The following is a 15891-nucleotide window of genomic DNA, read 5'->3' on the forward strand; positions in this document are numbered from 1 at the left end:
TATATATATATCTTCACTTGTAATTATGCCCGGGCGCAGGTCACTTGTTTTTACATAGTTTTCAGCCATCAATATTACCTACCTTCACCTTATAGTTCTTTCTATCATACTCTAAATATTTCAATTAAACGACGGGATTGTATAAATAGGCGTAAAAAAAAGGTTATTGAAATGGCCATATCGACCATTTCAATAACCTTTTTACTTAAGATTCCGTATCTTCATCGTCTATCTCAATAGTAGATAACCCGATGTCTTCATTATTTTCAGAAGAGACTTCATTCTCTTCAACAATATTGTCGTCGAGTTCTTCTTCCTCTTCTTCTTTCACAACTTTTGCAACAGTCGCGACAAGTTCATCTTCTCCTAGGCGGATTAAACGTACTCCCTGCGTACTGCGTCCAATAACAGAAATATCGTCAATGTCCATACGGATCAAAATGCCATGTATCGTAATCAGCATTAGATCTTCAGTACCATCTACTGTCTTCATCGCAACAAGAAGACCATTGCGTTCTGTCACATTCAATGTCTTCAGACCGTAACCGCCACGAGTTTGAATACGGTATTCATCTTCTGGCGTACGTTTTCCGAATCCTTTTTCTGTGACAACTAGAATTTCATCGCCTTCATTCACTGTATCCATACCAATTACAATGTCGCCTTCGCGAAGACGGATACCACGGACTCCACCTGCTATCCGACCCATAGAACGAATATCTGTCTCATTGAATTTGATTAACATGCCATCCTTCGTACCAATGGAAATGTTTTCATCGCCTTTAGTCATTTTGACGCCGATAAGTTCATCATCGCCTCGAAGGGTAAGTGCTATCAATCCATTTGAACGGATATTAGCAAATTCGGAAACAGGTGTACGTTTAACAACCCCGTTACGAGTCGAGAAGAATAAGTATTTGTCATCCTCGAATGCATCTACAGGAATCATGGCTGTTACTTTCTCGTCTTTATCGACACCTAACAAGTTAATGATCGGTAAACCTTTTGCAGTCCGGCTAAATTCAGGCACTTGATAGCCTTTCGTACGGAATACCCGTCCTCTGCTTGTGAAGAACAAGATGGTATCGTGCGTCGACGTATTCAATAAATGTTCAACGAAGTCGTCGTTATTCGTACCCATCCCTTGTATACCGCGACCTCCACGACGCTGGCTACGGTACGTATTAGCAGGCAAACGTTTAATGTAACCATTATGTGTGAGTGTCAGTACTGAGTTTTCGACTGGGATAAGATCTTCGTCCTCAATCATTTCAGCGCCGCCCAGTGTAATTTCCGTTCTACGTTTATCTTCAAAGCGGATTTTCACTTCGAGCAATTCCTCACGAATAATCTCAAGCAATTTTGATTCGTCTGCAAGAATTGCACGGAGTTCAGACATAAGGAGTTGCAACGCTTCGTATTCACTTTCAATTTTGTCCCGCTCAAGTCCTGTCAAACGTTGAAGACGCATATCAAGGATAGCCTGCGCTTGACGATCAGATAAATTAAATTGATCCATCAACCCTGTTTTTGCTTCATCTGTTGTTTTAGATGCACGGATAAGGGTGATGATTCTATCGATATTATCAAGTGCTATGCGTAGTCCTTCTAAAATGTGTGCGCGATCTTCCGCTTTTTTCAGATCGTACTGAGTACGTCTACGGATTACAACTTTTTGGTGTTCAAGATAATGGAACAAAATCTCCTTTAATGCAAGGATTTTTGGTTGACCATCAACGAGTGCCAGCATATTGACACCAAAACTAGATTGCAATGCGGTTTGTTTGTACAGATTATTTAACAGTACGTTGGCATTTGCGTCACGACGTACTTCCATCACTATTCGCATTCCGGTACGATCCGATTCATCGCGTAGGTCAGTAATGCCATCGATTTTCTTATCACGTACCAACTCAGCAATTTTTTCAATCAGACGTGCCTTGTTTACCTGGAAAGGCAGCTCATGTACAAGGATTGTTTCCCTGCCGTTCGACTGCTGTTCAATTTCGACTCTGCCTCGAATGATAACCGAACCCCGCCCAGTTTCATAAGCTCTTCTGATTCCGCTACGACCAAGAATGATCCCACCAGTTGGAAAGTCTGGACCTGGAATAATTTCCAACAATTCTTCTGTTGTAATTGCAGGATTGTCAGCAAGTGCAAGGACAGCATCAATTGTTTCTCCAAGATGATGCGGAGGAATATTAGTTGCCATTCCGACCGCAATACCGGTTGTCCCGTTAACGAGTAAGTTCGGATATCGGCTTGGAAGAACAATCGGCTCTCTTTCTTGTCCATCATAGTTATCTTGGTAATCAACAGTATCTTTATTAATATCTCGAAGAAGTTCCATTGCAATACGCGACATACGAGATTCCGTATACCGCATCGCAGCTGCACCATCTCCATCGACAGAACCAAAGTTACCATGACCATCAACGAGCATATAACGGTAGTTGAAATCTTGGGCCATCCGTACCATCGTGTCATACACAGCACTATCGCCATGCGGATGATACTTACCGATGACGTCTCCGACAATACGTGCGGATTTCTTATGCGGTTTATCTGCGGTATTTCCGAGATCCTGCATTGCATACAGAATACGGCGATGGACCGGCTTTAAACCATCCCTCACATCAGGGAGCGCACGTGAAACGATGACACTCATTGCATAATCAAGAAAAGATGTCTTCATTTCTGTACTAATGTTAATTCCCTTAACACCACGTTGCGGCATATCTGCCATTATTGTTAGACTCCTTTCAACTCAAAAATCCTTAGGAAAAGATAGTTCGACTACTTGACTAGATATGCTGATCTAAAATATTCCATTGAACTCGCTAGGGGATGCCTCACACCTTAAGCGAAGCAGCCTCACCGTTCTCAGGGCTTCGGCTCTTTCGCTCAGTTATTATGGACAATCCTTTGTTCAATACATATAGTTTTTTTCATTTCAACTAGCCAATCAGGTATCTATATTTTTCACGTACATTGCATTCTCTTCGATGAATTTGCGTCGTGGTTCGACTTCATCTCCCATAAGCTGTTGGAATGTTGAATCCGCATCAAACGCATCTTCAAGGTGAACTTGGAGCAGTGTACGCTGATCAGGGTCCATTGTTGTATCCCATAATTGCGTTGCATCCATTTCCCCCAGACCTTTATACCGGGTAATAACGGGTTTCGGCATGGGAGGAAGTCGTCCAATAATCTCTTGGAGTTCTTCTTCAGTATAGCAATACTCCTGAACCTTCCCTTGTTTCACACGATAAAGTGGCGGCTGAGCAATATAAACATACCCTGCTTCGATAAGCGGTCGCATAAAGCGGAAGAAGAAGGTTAAAAGAAGCGTACGAATATGCGCTCCATCGACATCTGCATCAGTCATAATTACAAGTTTATGATAGCGTGCCTTGGAAAGATCGAATTCTTCTCCGATGCCTGTACCAAGTGCTGTAATCATCGCACGGATTTCTAAGTTACCTAAAATACGGTCAAGACGTGCCTTTTCGACGTTCAAGATTTTTCCTCGAAGCGGAAGAATTGCTTGGAAGTGGCGGTCGCGTCCCATTTTAGCTGAACCACCCGCCGAGTCACCTTCAACGATATACAATTCACTTATAGCTGGGTCACGTGAAGAACAGTCTGCCAGTTTACCTGGAAGACTCGACACTTCAAGTGCCGATTTCCGGCGTGTAAATTCACGCGCATTTTTTGCAGCAAGACGTGCTCGTGCTGCCATAAGACTTTTATCGATGATTTGACGTGATGTTGTCGGATTTTCAAGCAGGAATCGTTGGAATCCTTCTGAAAATAATGAGTTAGTGATCGTACTAACTTCTGAGTTACCCAGTTTTGTTTTCGTCTGTCCCTCAAATTGCGGATCCGGGTGTTTAATCGAGATGATGGCCGTTAGTCCTTCACGTACATCATCACCAGACAAGTTTGGATCAGCTTCTTTCAGCACACCATTTTTCCGGGAATAGTCGTTAATAACGCGTGTCAGTGCTGTTTTAAAGCCTGATTCGTGCGTACCACCCTCATAAGTATTGATATTATTGGCAAATGAAAACAGATTTTCTGCATAGCCACTATTGTATTGCATGGCGATTTCGATTGAAATTCCATCTTTTTCGCCTTCAATGTATATAGGTTCATCATGAATAGGCTCTTTGTTTTTATTCAAGTGTTCAACGTACGACTTGATGCCGCCTTCGTAGTAATAAATGTCGCTTCGTTCTTCTTCACCACGCTCATCGGTAATCGTGATTCGCAGACCACGGTTTAGATAAGCAAGCTCACGAAGTCGGTTGGCCAGAATATCATACTCATATACTGTTGTTTCCGTGAAAATTTCTGGGTCTGCTTTGAAGCGGATTCTTGTTCCAGTTTCATCAGTAGTACCGATTACACTAAGCTCTTTTGACACAGCACCACGTTCAAATTCGATGAAATGGACTTCCCCGTCACGTCTTACATACACTTCTGTCGTTTCGGACAGCGCGTTCACGACAGATGCACCAACTCCGTGCAAACCACCGGAAACCTTATAACCTCCACCGCCAAATTTACCACCGGCATGAAGTACAGTCATAATAACTTCGACTGCAGGTCGACCTGTAGATTCCTGAGTACCTACTGGAATACCGCGGCCATTATCATCGACTCGGATCCAATCGCCTTTTTCCATCGTCACTTCGATATGGTCACAGTGACCTGCAAGTGCCTCATCGATACTATTATCAACAATTTCCCATACAAGATGGTGAAGTCCTCTAGAACTTGTTGTCCCGATATACATACCTGGACGTTTGCGGACAGCTTCTAATCCTTCTAAGACTTGGATTTGATTTTCATCATAAGCCATCTGCATATCTTTCTCTTCCATTGCCAAACTGTTCACCTTCCCTTTCCGAACGTCTAACATTTGTATTGCTGCTTTTTTATTTAAAGGGATGACTCAATCGTCATTCCTCTCTTTTAGCGACTTCGCCCGCTGTAACTTCGAATATGTCTGCCTGACGAATTGTTTCATGGTCAATCCCCGCTACGTTCGTCGTCGTGACAATTGTCTGCACTTCTCCTTGAATTGTGTTCAAGAGATGGGATTGTCGGTAATCATCAAGTTCAGACAGGACATCGTCCAAAAGAAGAACAGGTGCTTCTCCGACTTCTTGCTTTACAAGTTCTATTTCCGCAAGTTTAAGGGACAGCGCTGTTGTTCGCTGCTGTCCCTGCGATCCATACGTTTGGATGTCATAGCCGTTTACGAAAAAGTGAAGATCGTCTCTATGTGGCCCAATCAAGGTCATACCGCGATCTAGTTCACGGCGTCTTGCCTCAAGCAATCGCTGACCGAGTATCGACTGCATCTGTTCCACAGTCTGTCCCGAATCAAGTTCTTTTAGTGTTCCATAAGAAACTTGAAGGGATTCAATACCACGAGAGATTCCTTTATGAATCGGTTCTGCCCATTTTTGTAAAAGTTCCATGAAATAAAACCTTTTACGAATAATTTGGACGGCTACTTGAATATACTGCTCTGTATAAATATCAAACATGACATCGTTAAGGCTTTGTTTTCCCCGATTGTCTTTTAAAATTGCATTGCGCTGTTTGAGTATTTTTTGAAATGTTAAAAGATCATGTAAATAGGTTGGTGAAATTTGACCGATTTCCATATCTAGAAACCGTCTTCTTACCTGGGGACTACCCTTTACAAGATTTAAATCTTCAGGAGCAAACATGACGACATTTAATTGGCCAATGTACAAGCTAAGGCGTTTTTGTTCAAGATGATTGACACGCGCTTTTTTGCCTTTTTTCGAAATGACCAATTCTAATGGCAGCCGTCCATATTTACGTTGTATGTCCCCTTCTATTTTACCATATTCTTGGTCCCAGCGTATTAATTCACGATCATTTGAAGTTCTATGCGATTTCGCCATAGAAAGTACATAGATTGCTTCCATGATGTTTGTTTTCCCCTGGGCATTTTCCCCAATTAACACATTGATTTGTGGGGAGAATGAAAGGTCAAGTGATTCATAATTCCGGTAATCGATTAATGCAAGTCGTTCAATATACATCCGTTTGACCGTCTGTTAGTTCAGTTACTTTATATGTGCCGACATTGGGAATTTTAACGATATCTCCATCACGAAGTTTTTTACCTCGTCGCTGTTCCTCCTCGCCATTGACGTAGACAATGTATTCATCCAGAAACCATTTAGCCATACCACCTGAACTAATTGTATTCGTCATTTTTAATAGTTGCCCTAGAGTTATGAACTCTGTATCGATTGTAAGATTTTCCATAGAGTCTCAACCTTTCGCAAGTTAGTCTGTCTTTCTATTTTAGCCGACTTTCGGCAGTAAGTAAAAAGGATAGTCAAATAAGTGACTATCCTTCAAGATTCAGTATGTTCGTACAGGGAGAATAAGTTGCAAGATTGAATCGTCATCAACTGATTTCAAGATGAACGGTCGCATAGCTCCCGTAAATTGAATCGTTATGTCTTGTCCATCGATTGCTTTCAATGCGTCCATCATATATTTAGCACTGAAAGAAATATTCAATTCTTCTCCTGTTACGCCAATAGCTTCAACCAATTCTTCAACCTTACCTACTTCAGGTGAATTTGAAGAGATTTCAATAACTTTACCTTCATTGGCAGAGAAGCGAACAATGTTGTTCCGTTCTTCACGTGCTAGAAGGGATGCTCTATCAATTGCCTGAAGAAGAAGTCGGCCATTCACCGTTACTGATGTTTTATATTCTAACGGGATAAGACGTGATGTATCTGGGTAATTGCCTTCCAATAGGCGTGAGTAAAATAACACACCACGTGTTTTGAATAACACTTGTTGATCTGCAATGACAATATCCACAAGTTCACCGTTATCAGGCAAAATCTTATTTAGTTCCTGAAGACTTTTACCAGGAATAACGACACTGAATGGAACTTCTGGCATATCTTCAGGTATCGTCAGTCTTCTTGCCAATCTATGGCTATCAGTAGCGATACAAGCAAGTCCCCCATCTTTTACTTCCCAAAGGACACCTGTTAATACTGGTCTAGTTTCTTGTTGAGACACGGCAAAGACCGTTTCTCGAATGATTGATTTCATCAGATCCGCTGGCAATGAAAATAGATAGTCATCTTTTACTTCTGGTAGAACCGGGTAATCTTCTGGATCTAGTCCAATTAGATGGAATTCAGACTTACCGGATTGAATATGTGTTTGAAGTCCATTTGCAACTTCTATTGTTACTTCATTCGTAGGTAGTTTTCGTACGATTTCGCTAAATACTTTAGCTTGCAGCACGATGCTTCCTTTTTCTACAACTTGAATAATTTGTTCTCCGTTATCTTCTGCAGGTATGAATGTACAGATCGTAATATCGGAATCACTTCCTGTTAATGTCATTCCTTTTTCGTCCACTTCAATCTTTATTCCTGTCAAAATTGGAATCGCAACTTTTTGACTGATGGCTTTCATAACATCGCTTAATCCATCAAGCAACTTATCTCTCATAATTTCAAATTTCATTCTATACCCTCGCTTAATATATATAGTATTAGTTATTAATAAAGTAATAGTAATAGTAGTAGGGGCTGTGGATATGTTGGTAAGTCTATTTTCCCTTTGAGCCTGAACGTTTTCCACATGTGTATAACCTGTTTGTAGGTGTGCACTACTTATTATATGTTATGCACAGGTCATCCTCTACCAAGAACATTACGAATATCTTGAACGTCTTGTTGCAAAGCTTGATCATCCTTTAACATTTGCCTAATCTTCTCGTGTGCGTGAATGACAGTGGAATGATCTCGTCCTCCGAATTCAGATCCAATCTTAGGTAGGGAGAAATCCGTAAGTTCTCTGGATAAAAACATGGCAATCTGTCGGGGAAATGCAATCGCCCTCGTTCTTTTCTTCGCAGTAAAATCCTCTAGACGTATGTCAAAGTGCTCTCCAACTGCTTTTTGGATATCAAGAATCGTTACAGTACGCGGTCTTGAATTAGGAATAATATCTTTCAAGGCTTCCGCAGCAAGATCCGTATTGATATCCGAATTGACGAGTGATGAGTAGGCGACAACGCGTATAAGAGCCCCCTCAAGCTCACGTATGTTTGAGTCAATTTGGTTGGCAATGTACAGCATGACTTCATTTGGAATATCAACAAGCCCATCAGCCTTTGCCTTTTTGCGCAAAATTGCGATGCGTGTTTCCAGGTCTGGAGGTGCTATGTCTGTGATAAGACCCCATTCAAAGCGGGATCTAAGTCTGTCCTCAAGTGTTGGAATTTCTTTTGGAGGTCGGTCACTTGAAATAACAATCTGTTTTGACTCCTCATGGAGTGTGTTGAATGTATGGAAAAATTCTTCTTGTGTTTGTTCTTTTCCCGCAAGGAATTGAATATCATCTATTAAGAGCACGTCTACATTCCGATAACGATTACGGAACTCGACAGCTTTATTATCACGAATAGAGTTAATGAATTCATTTGTAAACTTCTCAGATGAAAGATACATGACTTTTGCTGAGGGGTTCTGTTCGAGTACATAATGTCCAATTGCGTGCATTAAGTGTGTCTTTCCAAGCCCAACACCCCCATAGATAAACAGCGGATTATAGGCTTTCGCTGGTGCTTCAGCAACGGCAAGTGACGCTGCATGGGCAAAACGATTTCCTGAACCAATGACGAATGTGTCAAACGTATATTTTAGATTAAGCATGCCAGGTGCCGACGTTAATGGAACTTTTTCTATAGGTTTAACGGTCGGTTTAGGTAGCATGAAATCATTTTCTTCCATGTTTTTAGGAACAACGAACTGAATGATTCGGTCTTCGCCGGTCAATTCGGATAGAATACCAGTAATAAGATGTACATAGTGGTTTTCAAGCCAATCTTTTGCAAATGAATTCGGTGCGGCGATTGTGACATTTTCTTCGCCATAAGACATCAGTTTTGTCGACTTTAGCCAAGTTTCAAAACTAGGTCTTGAAATTTTCTGCTCAACCTTCGACAAAACTTCGATCCATAATTCTTCTAAGTGGTCCAAACGTGTGCCTCCTTTACAATGAAAATAAAAAACCCGAGGATATGTATTATACACAGTTTTCCGTCGTGTGGATAACAATTACGCAAAAGTGTTGAAAAAATTATCCACAATGTATTAACAACTGTGGATAACAAAAATGCTATAAAATTATGTGCATAACAAATTCATCTCATTGTAACAGGATATGTTGTGGATTACAAGGAGTCCTGAACCTTATCCACAGCGCAAGTGGTTGTGGATGAAATCTTTATCCACAGGCCTTGGTATGTGAGGAAGATGTCGATAAGCAGTGTGCATAAAAAAACTTGAGAAAATACTATCCACATCACTATCTGGAATTAGCGGAAGAAACCGTGGATAACTTATTGGGACGAAATCAGAGAAACTAAATGGCCTAAATTACTGTCGAACAGGAAAGGGTTGACTTTTACCTTGGAAATCCGATATACTATTCAAGACTGTCACAGTAATAAATAGACAATCAATGCAGGAGGTGTCTTAAAAGATGAAACGTACTTACCAACCAAATAAACGTAAGCGTAGTAAAGTTCACGGCTTCCGTGAAAGAATGAGCACGAAAAGCGGACGCAGAATTCTAGCAGCTCGTCGTCGTAAAGGAAGAAAAGTCCTATCAGCATAAGGCCACTGACATTTCAGTGGTCTTTTTTCTTGTTTATTAATGAAGAACTATAATCATAGATGACGGAGCAGGTGCATGAGATGAACAGACGTCAACGGATAAAGACGAATGAGGAATTCCAAGAAGTATTCAAAAAAGGGAAGTCGTTTGCTAATCGGCAATTTGTTGTGTATTCCTATAGGAAGGAAGACCAGCCAGAATTCAGGATTGGTCTGTCCGTCAGCAAAAAAGTAGGTAATGCAGTCGCGCGGAATAGGATCAAACGGTATTTACGACAGTCCTTCCTGGAAATGAAAGACGAACTGCGCAACGATATGGATTATGTCATCATCGCCAGACATCAGGCGGCCACATTAGATTTTCATGAAACAAAAAAAAGTTTGCAGCACGTTCTGCGTATTTCTCGTGTCTTAAAGAAGTAGAAGGAAGTATATGAACGTGATAAACTGTTAGTATCGGTCGATAGGGCCTTTTAACTTCACTCGGCAGGGGTCGAAACCCCTACTGAAAATTAAGGAACTCTGGCTAAAATCGCCGCGTACTGCGGCAACGCCTGAGTAACCAACATCCTGTTGGCCAAAAGCCTCCAGCGGATGTCACAGATTTTGAAGAGAATTAATTGAATAAGATAAGATTTGGGGGAACTGATTTGAAAAAGAAGTTAGCATTAATCCTTATACTGACGGCATTGTCGGTATTTCTTGCGGGATGTTCGGAATTCCAACAACCGATTTACGAGGACAGTGAAGGATTTTGGAACAAATTTGTCGTCTGGCCGTTAGTTTCCCTAATAACGACATTTAAAGACATACTCGGCACATACGGGTACGGTATTGTTGCAGTTACAATCATCATTCGACTTGTCTTGCTTCCATTAATGATCAAACAGACAAAAAGTTCAAAACGGATGCAGGAAATCCAACCTGAACTGAAAGCACTCAAAGAGAAATACAAATCAAAAGACGCAGTTACACAACAAAAGTACCGTGAAGAAATGCAAAAAATTATGTCGGAACGAAAAATCAATCCGGCGGCAGGCTGTTTACCAGTCTTAATCCAAATGCCAATTCTATTCGGTTTCTATCATGCGATCAGCCGAATGAATGTCACATACGATATTGGAAACTTCTTATGGTTTGAACTTGCAGCGCCAAGTATTACACTTGCAGTTTTAGCAGGAGCTATGCAGTTTATCGTTTTACGTACAGGTCCTGCAATGGACAACCCACAGATGAAAGTAATGATGTATATCATGCCGTTTATGATTATGATCTTCGGTTCATTCTTACCAGCAGCACTTTCACTTTACTGGGTAATCGGTAATATCATTTCAATTATCCAAAACATCTTCATTTACAAACCATTTAAGAAAAAGGAAGTGGAACTTGTAAAAGTGGGAGGGAAACGGAAATGACAAGGACGACGCGAAGGGGAACCACGGTTGAATTAGCGATTTCATCAGCATTGACAGTACTTGGCGTTACGCGTGATGAAGTAAAAGTCGAAGTGATCAATCAAGGGAGAAAAGGATTTCTAGGTTTCGGTGCAAAAGAAGCTGAAGTAACCGTAACTATTATGAACTTTGAAGAACCTTCCGTCCTTGAAGAAGCAAAACCTCTAATGGAGATACAGCCAACTGAGATTGAAGTTATTAGTGAATCTGTTAAACCTCCTGTGGAGAAAGAGGAAGTCCAAATTGAAGGATTGTCTGATGAAACTGCGATAGAAGAAACAGAAAACTATTTAAAAATGATTGCAATTGGAATGGGTGTCGATGACATTCAAATCAGCCATGAAATCAAAGGTAAATATGTTACTTTTCAAATGGAAAGTGCAAAAGCTGCATTACTGATTGGAAAACGAGGACAAACGTTAAATGCACTCCAGCAATTATCGCAGCTTGTAACAAACAAATTGGCAAGTCAATTCAAGGTCGTCCGGGTAGATATCGGTGATTATCGGGAGCGTCGCGAACAATCTTTGGAACAATTAGCAGAACGAATGGCTGATAAAGCAGTTCGTACTGGGAAAAGAATCCAGTTAGAACCGATGGCTTCCTATGAAAGGAAAGTCATCCATAATGCTTTATCACGGCGCATGGATATTGAAACATATTCAGAGGGCTCTGATCCATTCAGGTATTTAGTCATTGAATCTGTTAGGTGAAAAAAAGTCCCGCAAAGACGAACGCTGTCTCTGCGGGACTTTTTTGTATTATATTGTAAAGACATCTTAACTTATCCACATTATTTAAATTGCGACACTAGGAGGATGGATGGATTTGTGATAATATATTATGTTAGATAGTCGTGTCGGAAATAGGTTATCCACATGTGAGTAACCAAGTCAGGAAGGTGAAAAACGTGCATTTTGATACAATAGCTGCCATCTCTACTCCAATGGGGGAAGGTGCAATTGCCATCGTCAGGTTAAGTGGGGACGAAGCTGTCCAAATAGCGGATCGTATTTTCCGTTCACCGTCTGGTAAGAGGCTAAATGAAGAACAATCACATACAATCCATTATGGTCATTTAATAGATCCATCAACTGAGGAAACTGTCGAAGAAGTAATGGTTTCTCTCATGAAAGCACCAAAAACATTTACACGTGAAGACGTCGTAGAAGTGAACTGTCATGGAGGAATTGTTGCGGTCACCCGTGTTCTTCAATTAGTGCTCAAGCAAGGGGCGCGTCTTGCAGAACCCGGTGAATTCACAAAACGTGCATTCCTTAATGGACGAATCGATTTGTCTCAAGCCGAAGCGGTCATGGATCTTATTCGTGCGAAGACAGACCGTGCCATGAATGTTGCACTCAATCAGATGGAAGGAAAACTTTCTCGGTTAATCGGGGGATTGCGACAAGCGCTTATTGAAACGTTGGCGCAAGTTGAAGTAAATATCGATTATCCGGAGTACGACGACGTCGAAGAAATGACAATCCCGCTAATGATTGAAAAAAGTATGTGGGTGAGAAATGAAATTGATAAGTTGTTGAAAACTTCATCTCAAGGGAAAATTCTGCGAGAAGGTCTATCTACTGTTATTATTGGTAGACCCAATGTAGGGAAGTCTTCCTTACTAAATAGCATCATTCAAGAAAATAAAGCAATCGTAACCGACATTGCGGGGACGACGCGTGATATTATTGAAGAGTACGTTAATGTGCGAGGTGTTCCACTTCGTCTTGTCGATACAGCTGGAATCAGAGAAACAGAAGATATTGTGGAACGAATCGGCGTCGAAAAATCGAGGAAAGTGTTGAAGGAAGCGGATTTAATTCTACTCGTCCTTAACAGTTCTGAAGAGTTATCGATAGAAGACGAACGACTATTTGAAGTGGTATCGGGAATGGATACAATCTTTGTTATCAATAAAACCGATCTTCCACAAAAAATTGACATGCAAAAAGTGATGGAACATGCCGGAACGGGCAAAGTTGTCACGACCTCTCTCGTGAAAGACGAAGGGGTAGATGAACTGGAAGAAGCAATTGCCGGACTCTTTTTCGAAGGAAATCTTGAATCAGGCGATTTCACATATGTATCGAATGCACGACATATCGCACTATTACACAATGCGCGTGCCACGATTGAAGACGCACTCGCGGCTGCTGAAGCAGGTGTTCCAGTCGATATGATTCAAATTGACGTTACACGGACGTGGGAAATTCTTGGTGAAATTATCGGAGACACGGTCCAAGACGGTCTACTCAATGAACTATTTTCTCAATTCTGCCTCGGAAAATAAAATAAGATAAGTGTTCAACAAGAGTGAATGGAAAGAGGGGGCCTGCCTAGCGCAGTAGCCCGCTTCTACTTTTCATCGAGCTTTTTGAATGACTTTAATAGAAAGAAGGAAAAGAACATGCCCAAATTTGAAGCAGGCACGTTCGATGTTATTGTTATTGGAGCTGGCCATGCGGGAGTTGAGGCGGCACTTTCCGCTGCCAAAATGGGTGCAACAACGCTCGTACTTACAATGAACCTCGACATGATCGCCTTTATGCCATGTAATCCGTCACTCGGTGGTCCCGCTAAAGGGATTGTCGTCCGTGAAATTGATGCACTGGGCGGTGCAATGGGGAAAGTAATTGATAAAACACACATTCAAATGCGGATGTTGAATACAGGCAAAGGACCAGCAGTACGAGCGCTTCGTGCGCAAGCTGATAAAGTCCTTTACCAGTCGGAAATGAAACGTCTCCTGGAAGAACAGGAAAATCTACTACTTCACCAAGGTGTTGTAGAAGAACTAATCGTGGAAGACGATGAAATAAAAGGTGTACTTACGCAAGTCGGTGCAATTTACCGTGCGAAGACAGTCATTATTACAACGGGGACATTCCTGCGCGGTGAAGTTATTATTGGTAACCTGAAATATTCAAGTGGACCGAATAACCAAATGCCTTCAATTAAACTTGCAGACAATATTCGCGAACTTGGCTTTGACATGGTGCGATTCAAAACAGGGACACCACCCCGTGTGAATAGCAGAACAATTGATTATAGCAAAACTGAAATCCAACCGGGAGATGATACAGCGTGGGCATTCAGTTATGAAACGACTGAATTTATCACTGATCAACTACCATGTTGGCTGACATATACATCGCCAAGAACACATGAACTTATTAATGAAAACCTTCACTTGTCACCGATGTATTCCGGGATGATTAAAGGGAAAGGGCCCCGCTATTGCCCATCAATTGAAGATAAAATTGTACGATTTGCTGATAAATCACGTCATCAGATTTTCCTTGAGCCCGAAGGCCGTAATACGCAAGAAGTGTATGTCCAAGGATTATCGACAAGTTTGCCGGAACACGTTCAAAAACAATTGATTGCAAGCGTACCAGGACTTGAAAATGCGGAAATGATGCGTGCAGGTTATGCAATTGAGTATGATGCAATTGTCCCTACGCAACTATGGCCTACACTTGAAACAAAAAGAATTCGTAATTTATATACAGCTGGTCAGCTTAACGGTACATCTGGCTATGAAGAGGCAGCAGGTCAAGGAATCATGGCGGGTATAAATGCAGCTTCCCGTGCTCTCGGGAAAGAAGAACGTGTCCTCGGACGTGCTGACGCATATATAGGTGTTCTTATTGATGATCTTGTTACAAAAGGGACAAGCGAGCCATATAGACTTCTGACATCACGTGCCGAATACCGACTGTTGTTGCGTCATGATAATGCGGATATGCGCCTGACTGAAATTGGGTACCAAATAGGGATGATTAGTGAAGAACGACATGATGCGCATATTATTAAAAAGCAACAGATTGAAGAAGAAATTGCCAGACTGCGAAAAGTGACGATTAAGCCTAATAGTGATGTTCAAGACATCATACGTGAAACAGGCGGCTCAGAACTTAGAGAGCCGATGAAAGCAGCAGACCTTCTAAAACGTCCTGAAATAAAATATAGCCAGATAGAAAGAATGGTTCCACCAGAAGAAAAGAAATCAAAAGAAGTAGAAGAGCAAGTTGAAATCTTCATTAAGTATGAAGGTTATATTGAGAAATCATTGCAACAAGTAGATAAAATGAAAAAACTAGAAAACAAAAAAATACCCGATAATATCGACTATAATGCAATATCCGGAATCGCGACGGAAGCTAAAAGTGTACTAAGCGAAGTAAGACCATTATCCATTGCACAAGCATCTCGTATATCCGGCGTTAATCCAGCCGATATTTCAATTCTTCTTGTCTATATCGAACAAGGAAGAATAGCCAAAATTTCGGGTTAAATTAGCTAATGCGGTCTTGTGTTATGTTAGTTAATACAAGCCGCTTACGCTTTTCTTATTGTCTAGGCTCCAGCGGCCAGATGCTCGGGTCATAAGTCGATCTGACTATACGGCAAAGGACGCCGTGCCGTCATTTCGTCTTATGCCTGTCGCATCTAGGCGGGCCGCTTACGCTTTTCTTATTGTCTAGGCTCCAGGCGTCAGCTCCTCGGGGGCACAAGTCTTTTTACTACGGCGGCTGTAGTACGCCTCCTACGTAAACAGTCTTGTGCCTGTCGGGGCTGAACGACGCCTTACGCTTTTCTTATTGTCTAGACTCCAGCGGCCAGATGCTCGGGTCATAAGTCGATCTGACTATACGGCAAAGGGCGCCGTGCCGTCATTTCGTCTTATGCCTGTCGCATCTAGGCGGGCCGCT

The 15891-nt window shown here is 41.6% G+C and carries 13 protein-coding genes (1 of these 13 running past the window's edge); 6 read left to right on the forward strand and 7 right to left on the reverse strand.

Going from position 1 to position 15891, the window contains the following annotated elements; all coding sequences use genetic code 11:
* The 7 genes from MKX62_RS07605 to dnaA all read right to left on the reverse strand — a co-directional run.
* Nucleotides 1-69: the 5' portion of an HD-GYP domain-containing protein gene (locus MKX62_RS07605; protein WP_338654418.1), read on the reverse strand. It extends 1035 nt beyond the left edge of the window; 69 of the gene's 1104 nt are visible here — the first part of the coding sequence; its start codon is at nucleotides 67-69; its stop codon lies off the left edge, out of view.
* A 136-nt stretch (nucleotides 70-205) separates the two neighbouring features.
* The gene (gene gyrA, locus MKX62_RS07610; protein ID WP_067204065.1) at nucleotides 206-2749 is read right to left on the reverse strand and encodes a DNA gyrase subunit A; all 2544 of its coding nucleotides are present in this window, start codon (nucleotides 2747-2749) and stop codon (nucleotides 206-208) included.
* A 219-nt stretch (nucleotides 2750-2968) separates the two neighbouring features.
* A complete protein-coding gene (gyrB, locus tag MKX62_RS07615) occupies nucleotides 2969-4891 on the reverse strand; it encodes a DNA topoisomerase (ATP-hydrolyzing) subunit B (protein WP_067213784.1) in 1923 nt (640 codons plus the stop codon).
* A gap of 79 nt (nucleotides 4892-4970) precedes the next feature.
* Nucleotides 4971-6092, reverse strand: a complete 1122-nt coding sequence (recF, locus tag MKX62_RS07620) for a DNA replication/repair protein RecF (RefSeq protein ID WP_067204068.1) — start codon at nucleotides 6090-6092, stop codon at nucleotides 4971-4973.
* Nucleotides 6082-6321 (reverse strand): S4 domain-containing protein YaaA, encoded by a 240-nt coding sequence (gene yaaA, locus MKX62_RS07625; protein ID WP_067204071.1) that lies wholly within the window; start codon nucleotides 6319-6321, stop codon nucleotides 6082-6084. The genes recF and yaaA overlap by 11 nt, the downstream gene beginning before the upstream one ends.
* A gap of 99 nt (nucleotides 6322-6420) precedes the next feature.
* Entirely contained in the window at nucleotides 6421-7557 is a 1137-nt protein-coding gene (dnaN, locus tag MKX62_RS07630) for a DNA polymerase III subunit beta (protein WP_067204074.1), read from the reverse strand.
* Between the two features lie 170 nt (nucleotides 7558-7727).
* Complete coding sequence (dnaA, locus tag MKX62_RS07635) at nucleotides 7728-9077, reverse strand: chromosomal replication initiator protein DnaA (RefSeq protein WP_067204077.1); 1350 nt, start codon at nucleotides 9075-9077, stop codon at nucleotides 7728-7730.
* 505 nt (nucleotides 9078-9582) lie between these two features.
* On the opposite strand from dnaA, the gene rpmH reads away from it, so the two are divergent.
* The 6 genes from rpmH (at nucleotide 9583) to mnmG (ending at nucleotide 15473) form a co-directional block, all read left to right on the forward strand.
* Complete coding sequence (gene rpmH, locus MKX62_RS07640; protein WP_067204080.1) at nucleotides 9583-9717, forward strand: 50S ribosomal protein L34; 135 nt, start codon at nucleotides 9583-9585, stop codon at nucleotides 9715-9717.
* Nucleotides 9718-9797: 80 nt separating this feature from the next.
* On the forward strand, nucleotides 9798-10139 hold the full coding sequence (gene rnpA, locus MKX62_RS07645; RefSeq protein WP_067204082.1) for a ribonuclease P protein component: 342 nt from the start codon (nucleotides 9798-9800) through the stop codon (nucleotides 10137-10139).
* A 227-nt stretch (nucleotides 10140-10366) separates the two neighbouring features.
* Complete coding sequence (yidC, locus tag MKX62_RS07650; protein WP_067204084.1) at nucleotides 10367-11131, forward strand: membrane protein insertase YidC; 765 nt, start codon at nucleotides 10367-10369, stop codon at nucleotides 11129-11131.
* On the forward strand, nucleotides 11128-11883 hold the full coding sequence (jag, locus tag MKX62_RS07655; protein WP_067204087.1) for an RNA-binding cell elongation regulator Jag/EloR: 756 nt from the start codon (nucleotides 11128-11130) through the stop codon (nucleotides 11881-11883). The genes yidC and jag overlap by 4 nt, the downstream gene beginning before the upstream one ends.
* A 197-nt stretch (nucleotides 11884-12080) precedes the next feature.
* Nucleotides 12081-13466, forward strand: coding sequence for a tRNA uridine-5-carboxymethylaminomethyl(34) synthesis GTPase MnmE (gene mnmE, locus MKX62_RS07660; protein WP_067204090.1), 1386 nt, complete (start codon nucleotides 12081-12083; stop codon nucleotides 13464-13466).
* A 117-nt stretch (nucleotides 13467-13583) separates the two neighbouring features.
* Entirely contained in the window at nucleotides 13584-15473 is a 1890-nt protein-coding gene (gene mnmG / locus MKX62_RS07665; protein WP_067204093.1) for a tRNA uridine-5-carboxymethylaminomethyl(34) synthesis enzyme MnmG, read from the forward strand.
* Nucleotides 15474-15891: the final 418 nt, after the last annotated feature.

It is taken from the genome of Sporosarcina sp. FSL K6-5500 (genome assembly GCF_038005665.1).
GTDB lineage: Bacteria > Bacillota > Bacilli > Bacillales_A > Planococcaceae > Sporosarcina > Sporosarcina psychrophila.

Coding starts and splice junctions, on each gene's coding strand:
- gyrA (WP_067204065.1), bottom strand. CDS start 2,749: ATGGCAGATATGCCGCAACGTGGTGTTAAGGGAATTAACATTAGTACA.
- gyrB (WP_067213784.1), bottom strand. CDS start 4,891: ATGGAAGAGAAAGATATGCAGATGGCTTATGATGAAAATCAAATCCAA.
- recF (WP_067204068.1), bottom strand. CDS start 6,092: ATGTATATTGAACGACTTGCATTAATCGATTACCGGAATTATGAATCA.
- yaaA (WP_067204071.1), bottom strand. CDS start 6,321: ATGGAAAATCTTACAATCGATACAGAGTTCATAACTCTAGGGCAACTA.
- dnaN (WP_067204074.1), bottom strand. CDS start 7,557: ATGAAATTTGAAATTATGAGAGATAAGTTGCTTGATGGATTAAGCGAT.
- rpmH (WP_067204080.1), top strand. CDS start 9,583: ATGAAACGTACTTACCAACCAAATAAACGTAAGCGTAGTAAAGTTCAC.
- rnpA (WP_067204082.1), top strand. CDS start 9,798: ATGAACAGACGTCAACGGATAAAGACGAATGAGGAATTCCAAGAAGTA.
- jag (WP_067204087.1), top strand. CDS start 11,128: ATGACAAGGACGACGCGAAGGGGAACCACGGTTGAATTAGCGATTTCA.
- mnmG (WP_067204093.1), top strand. CDS start 13,584: ATGCCCAAATTTGAAGCAGGCACGTTCGATGTTATTGTTATTGGAGCT.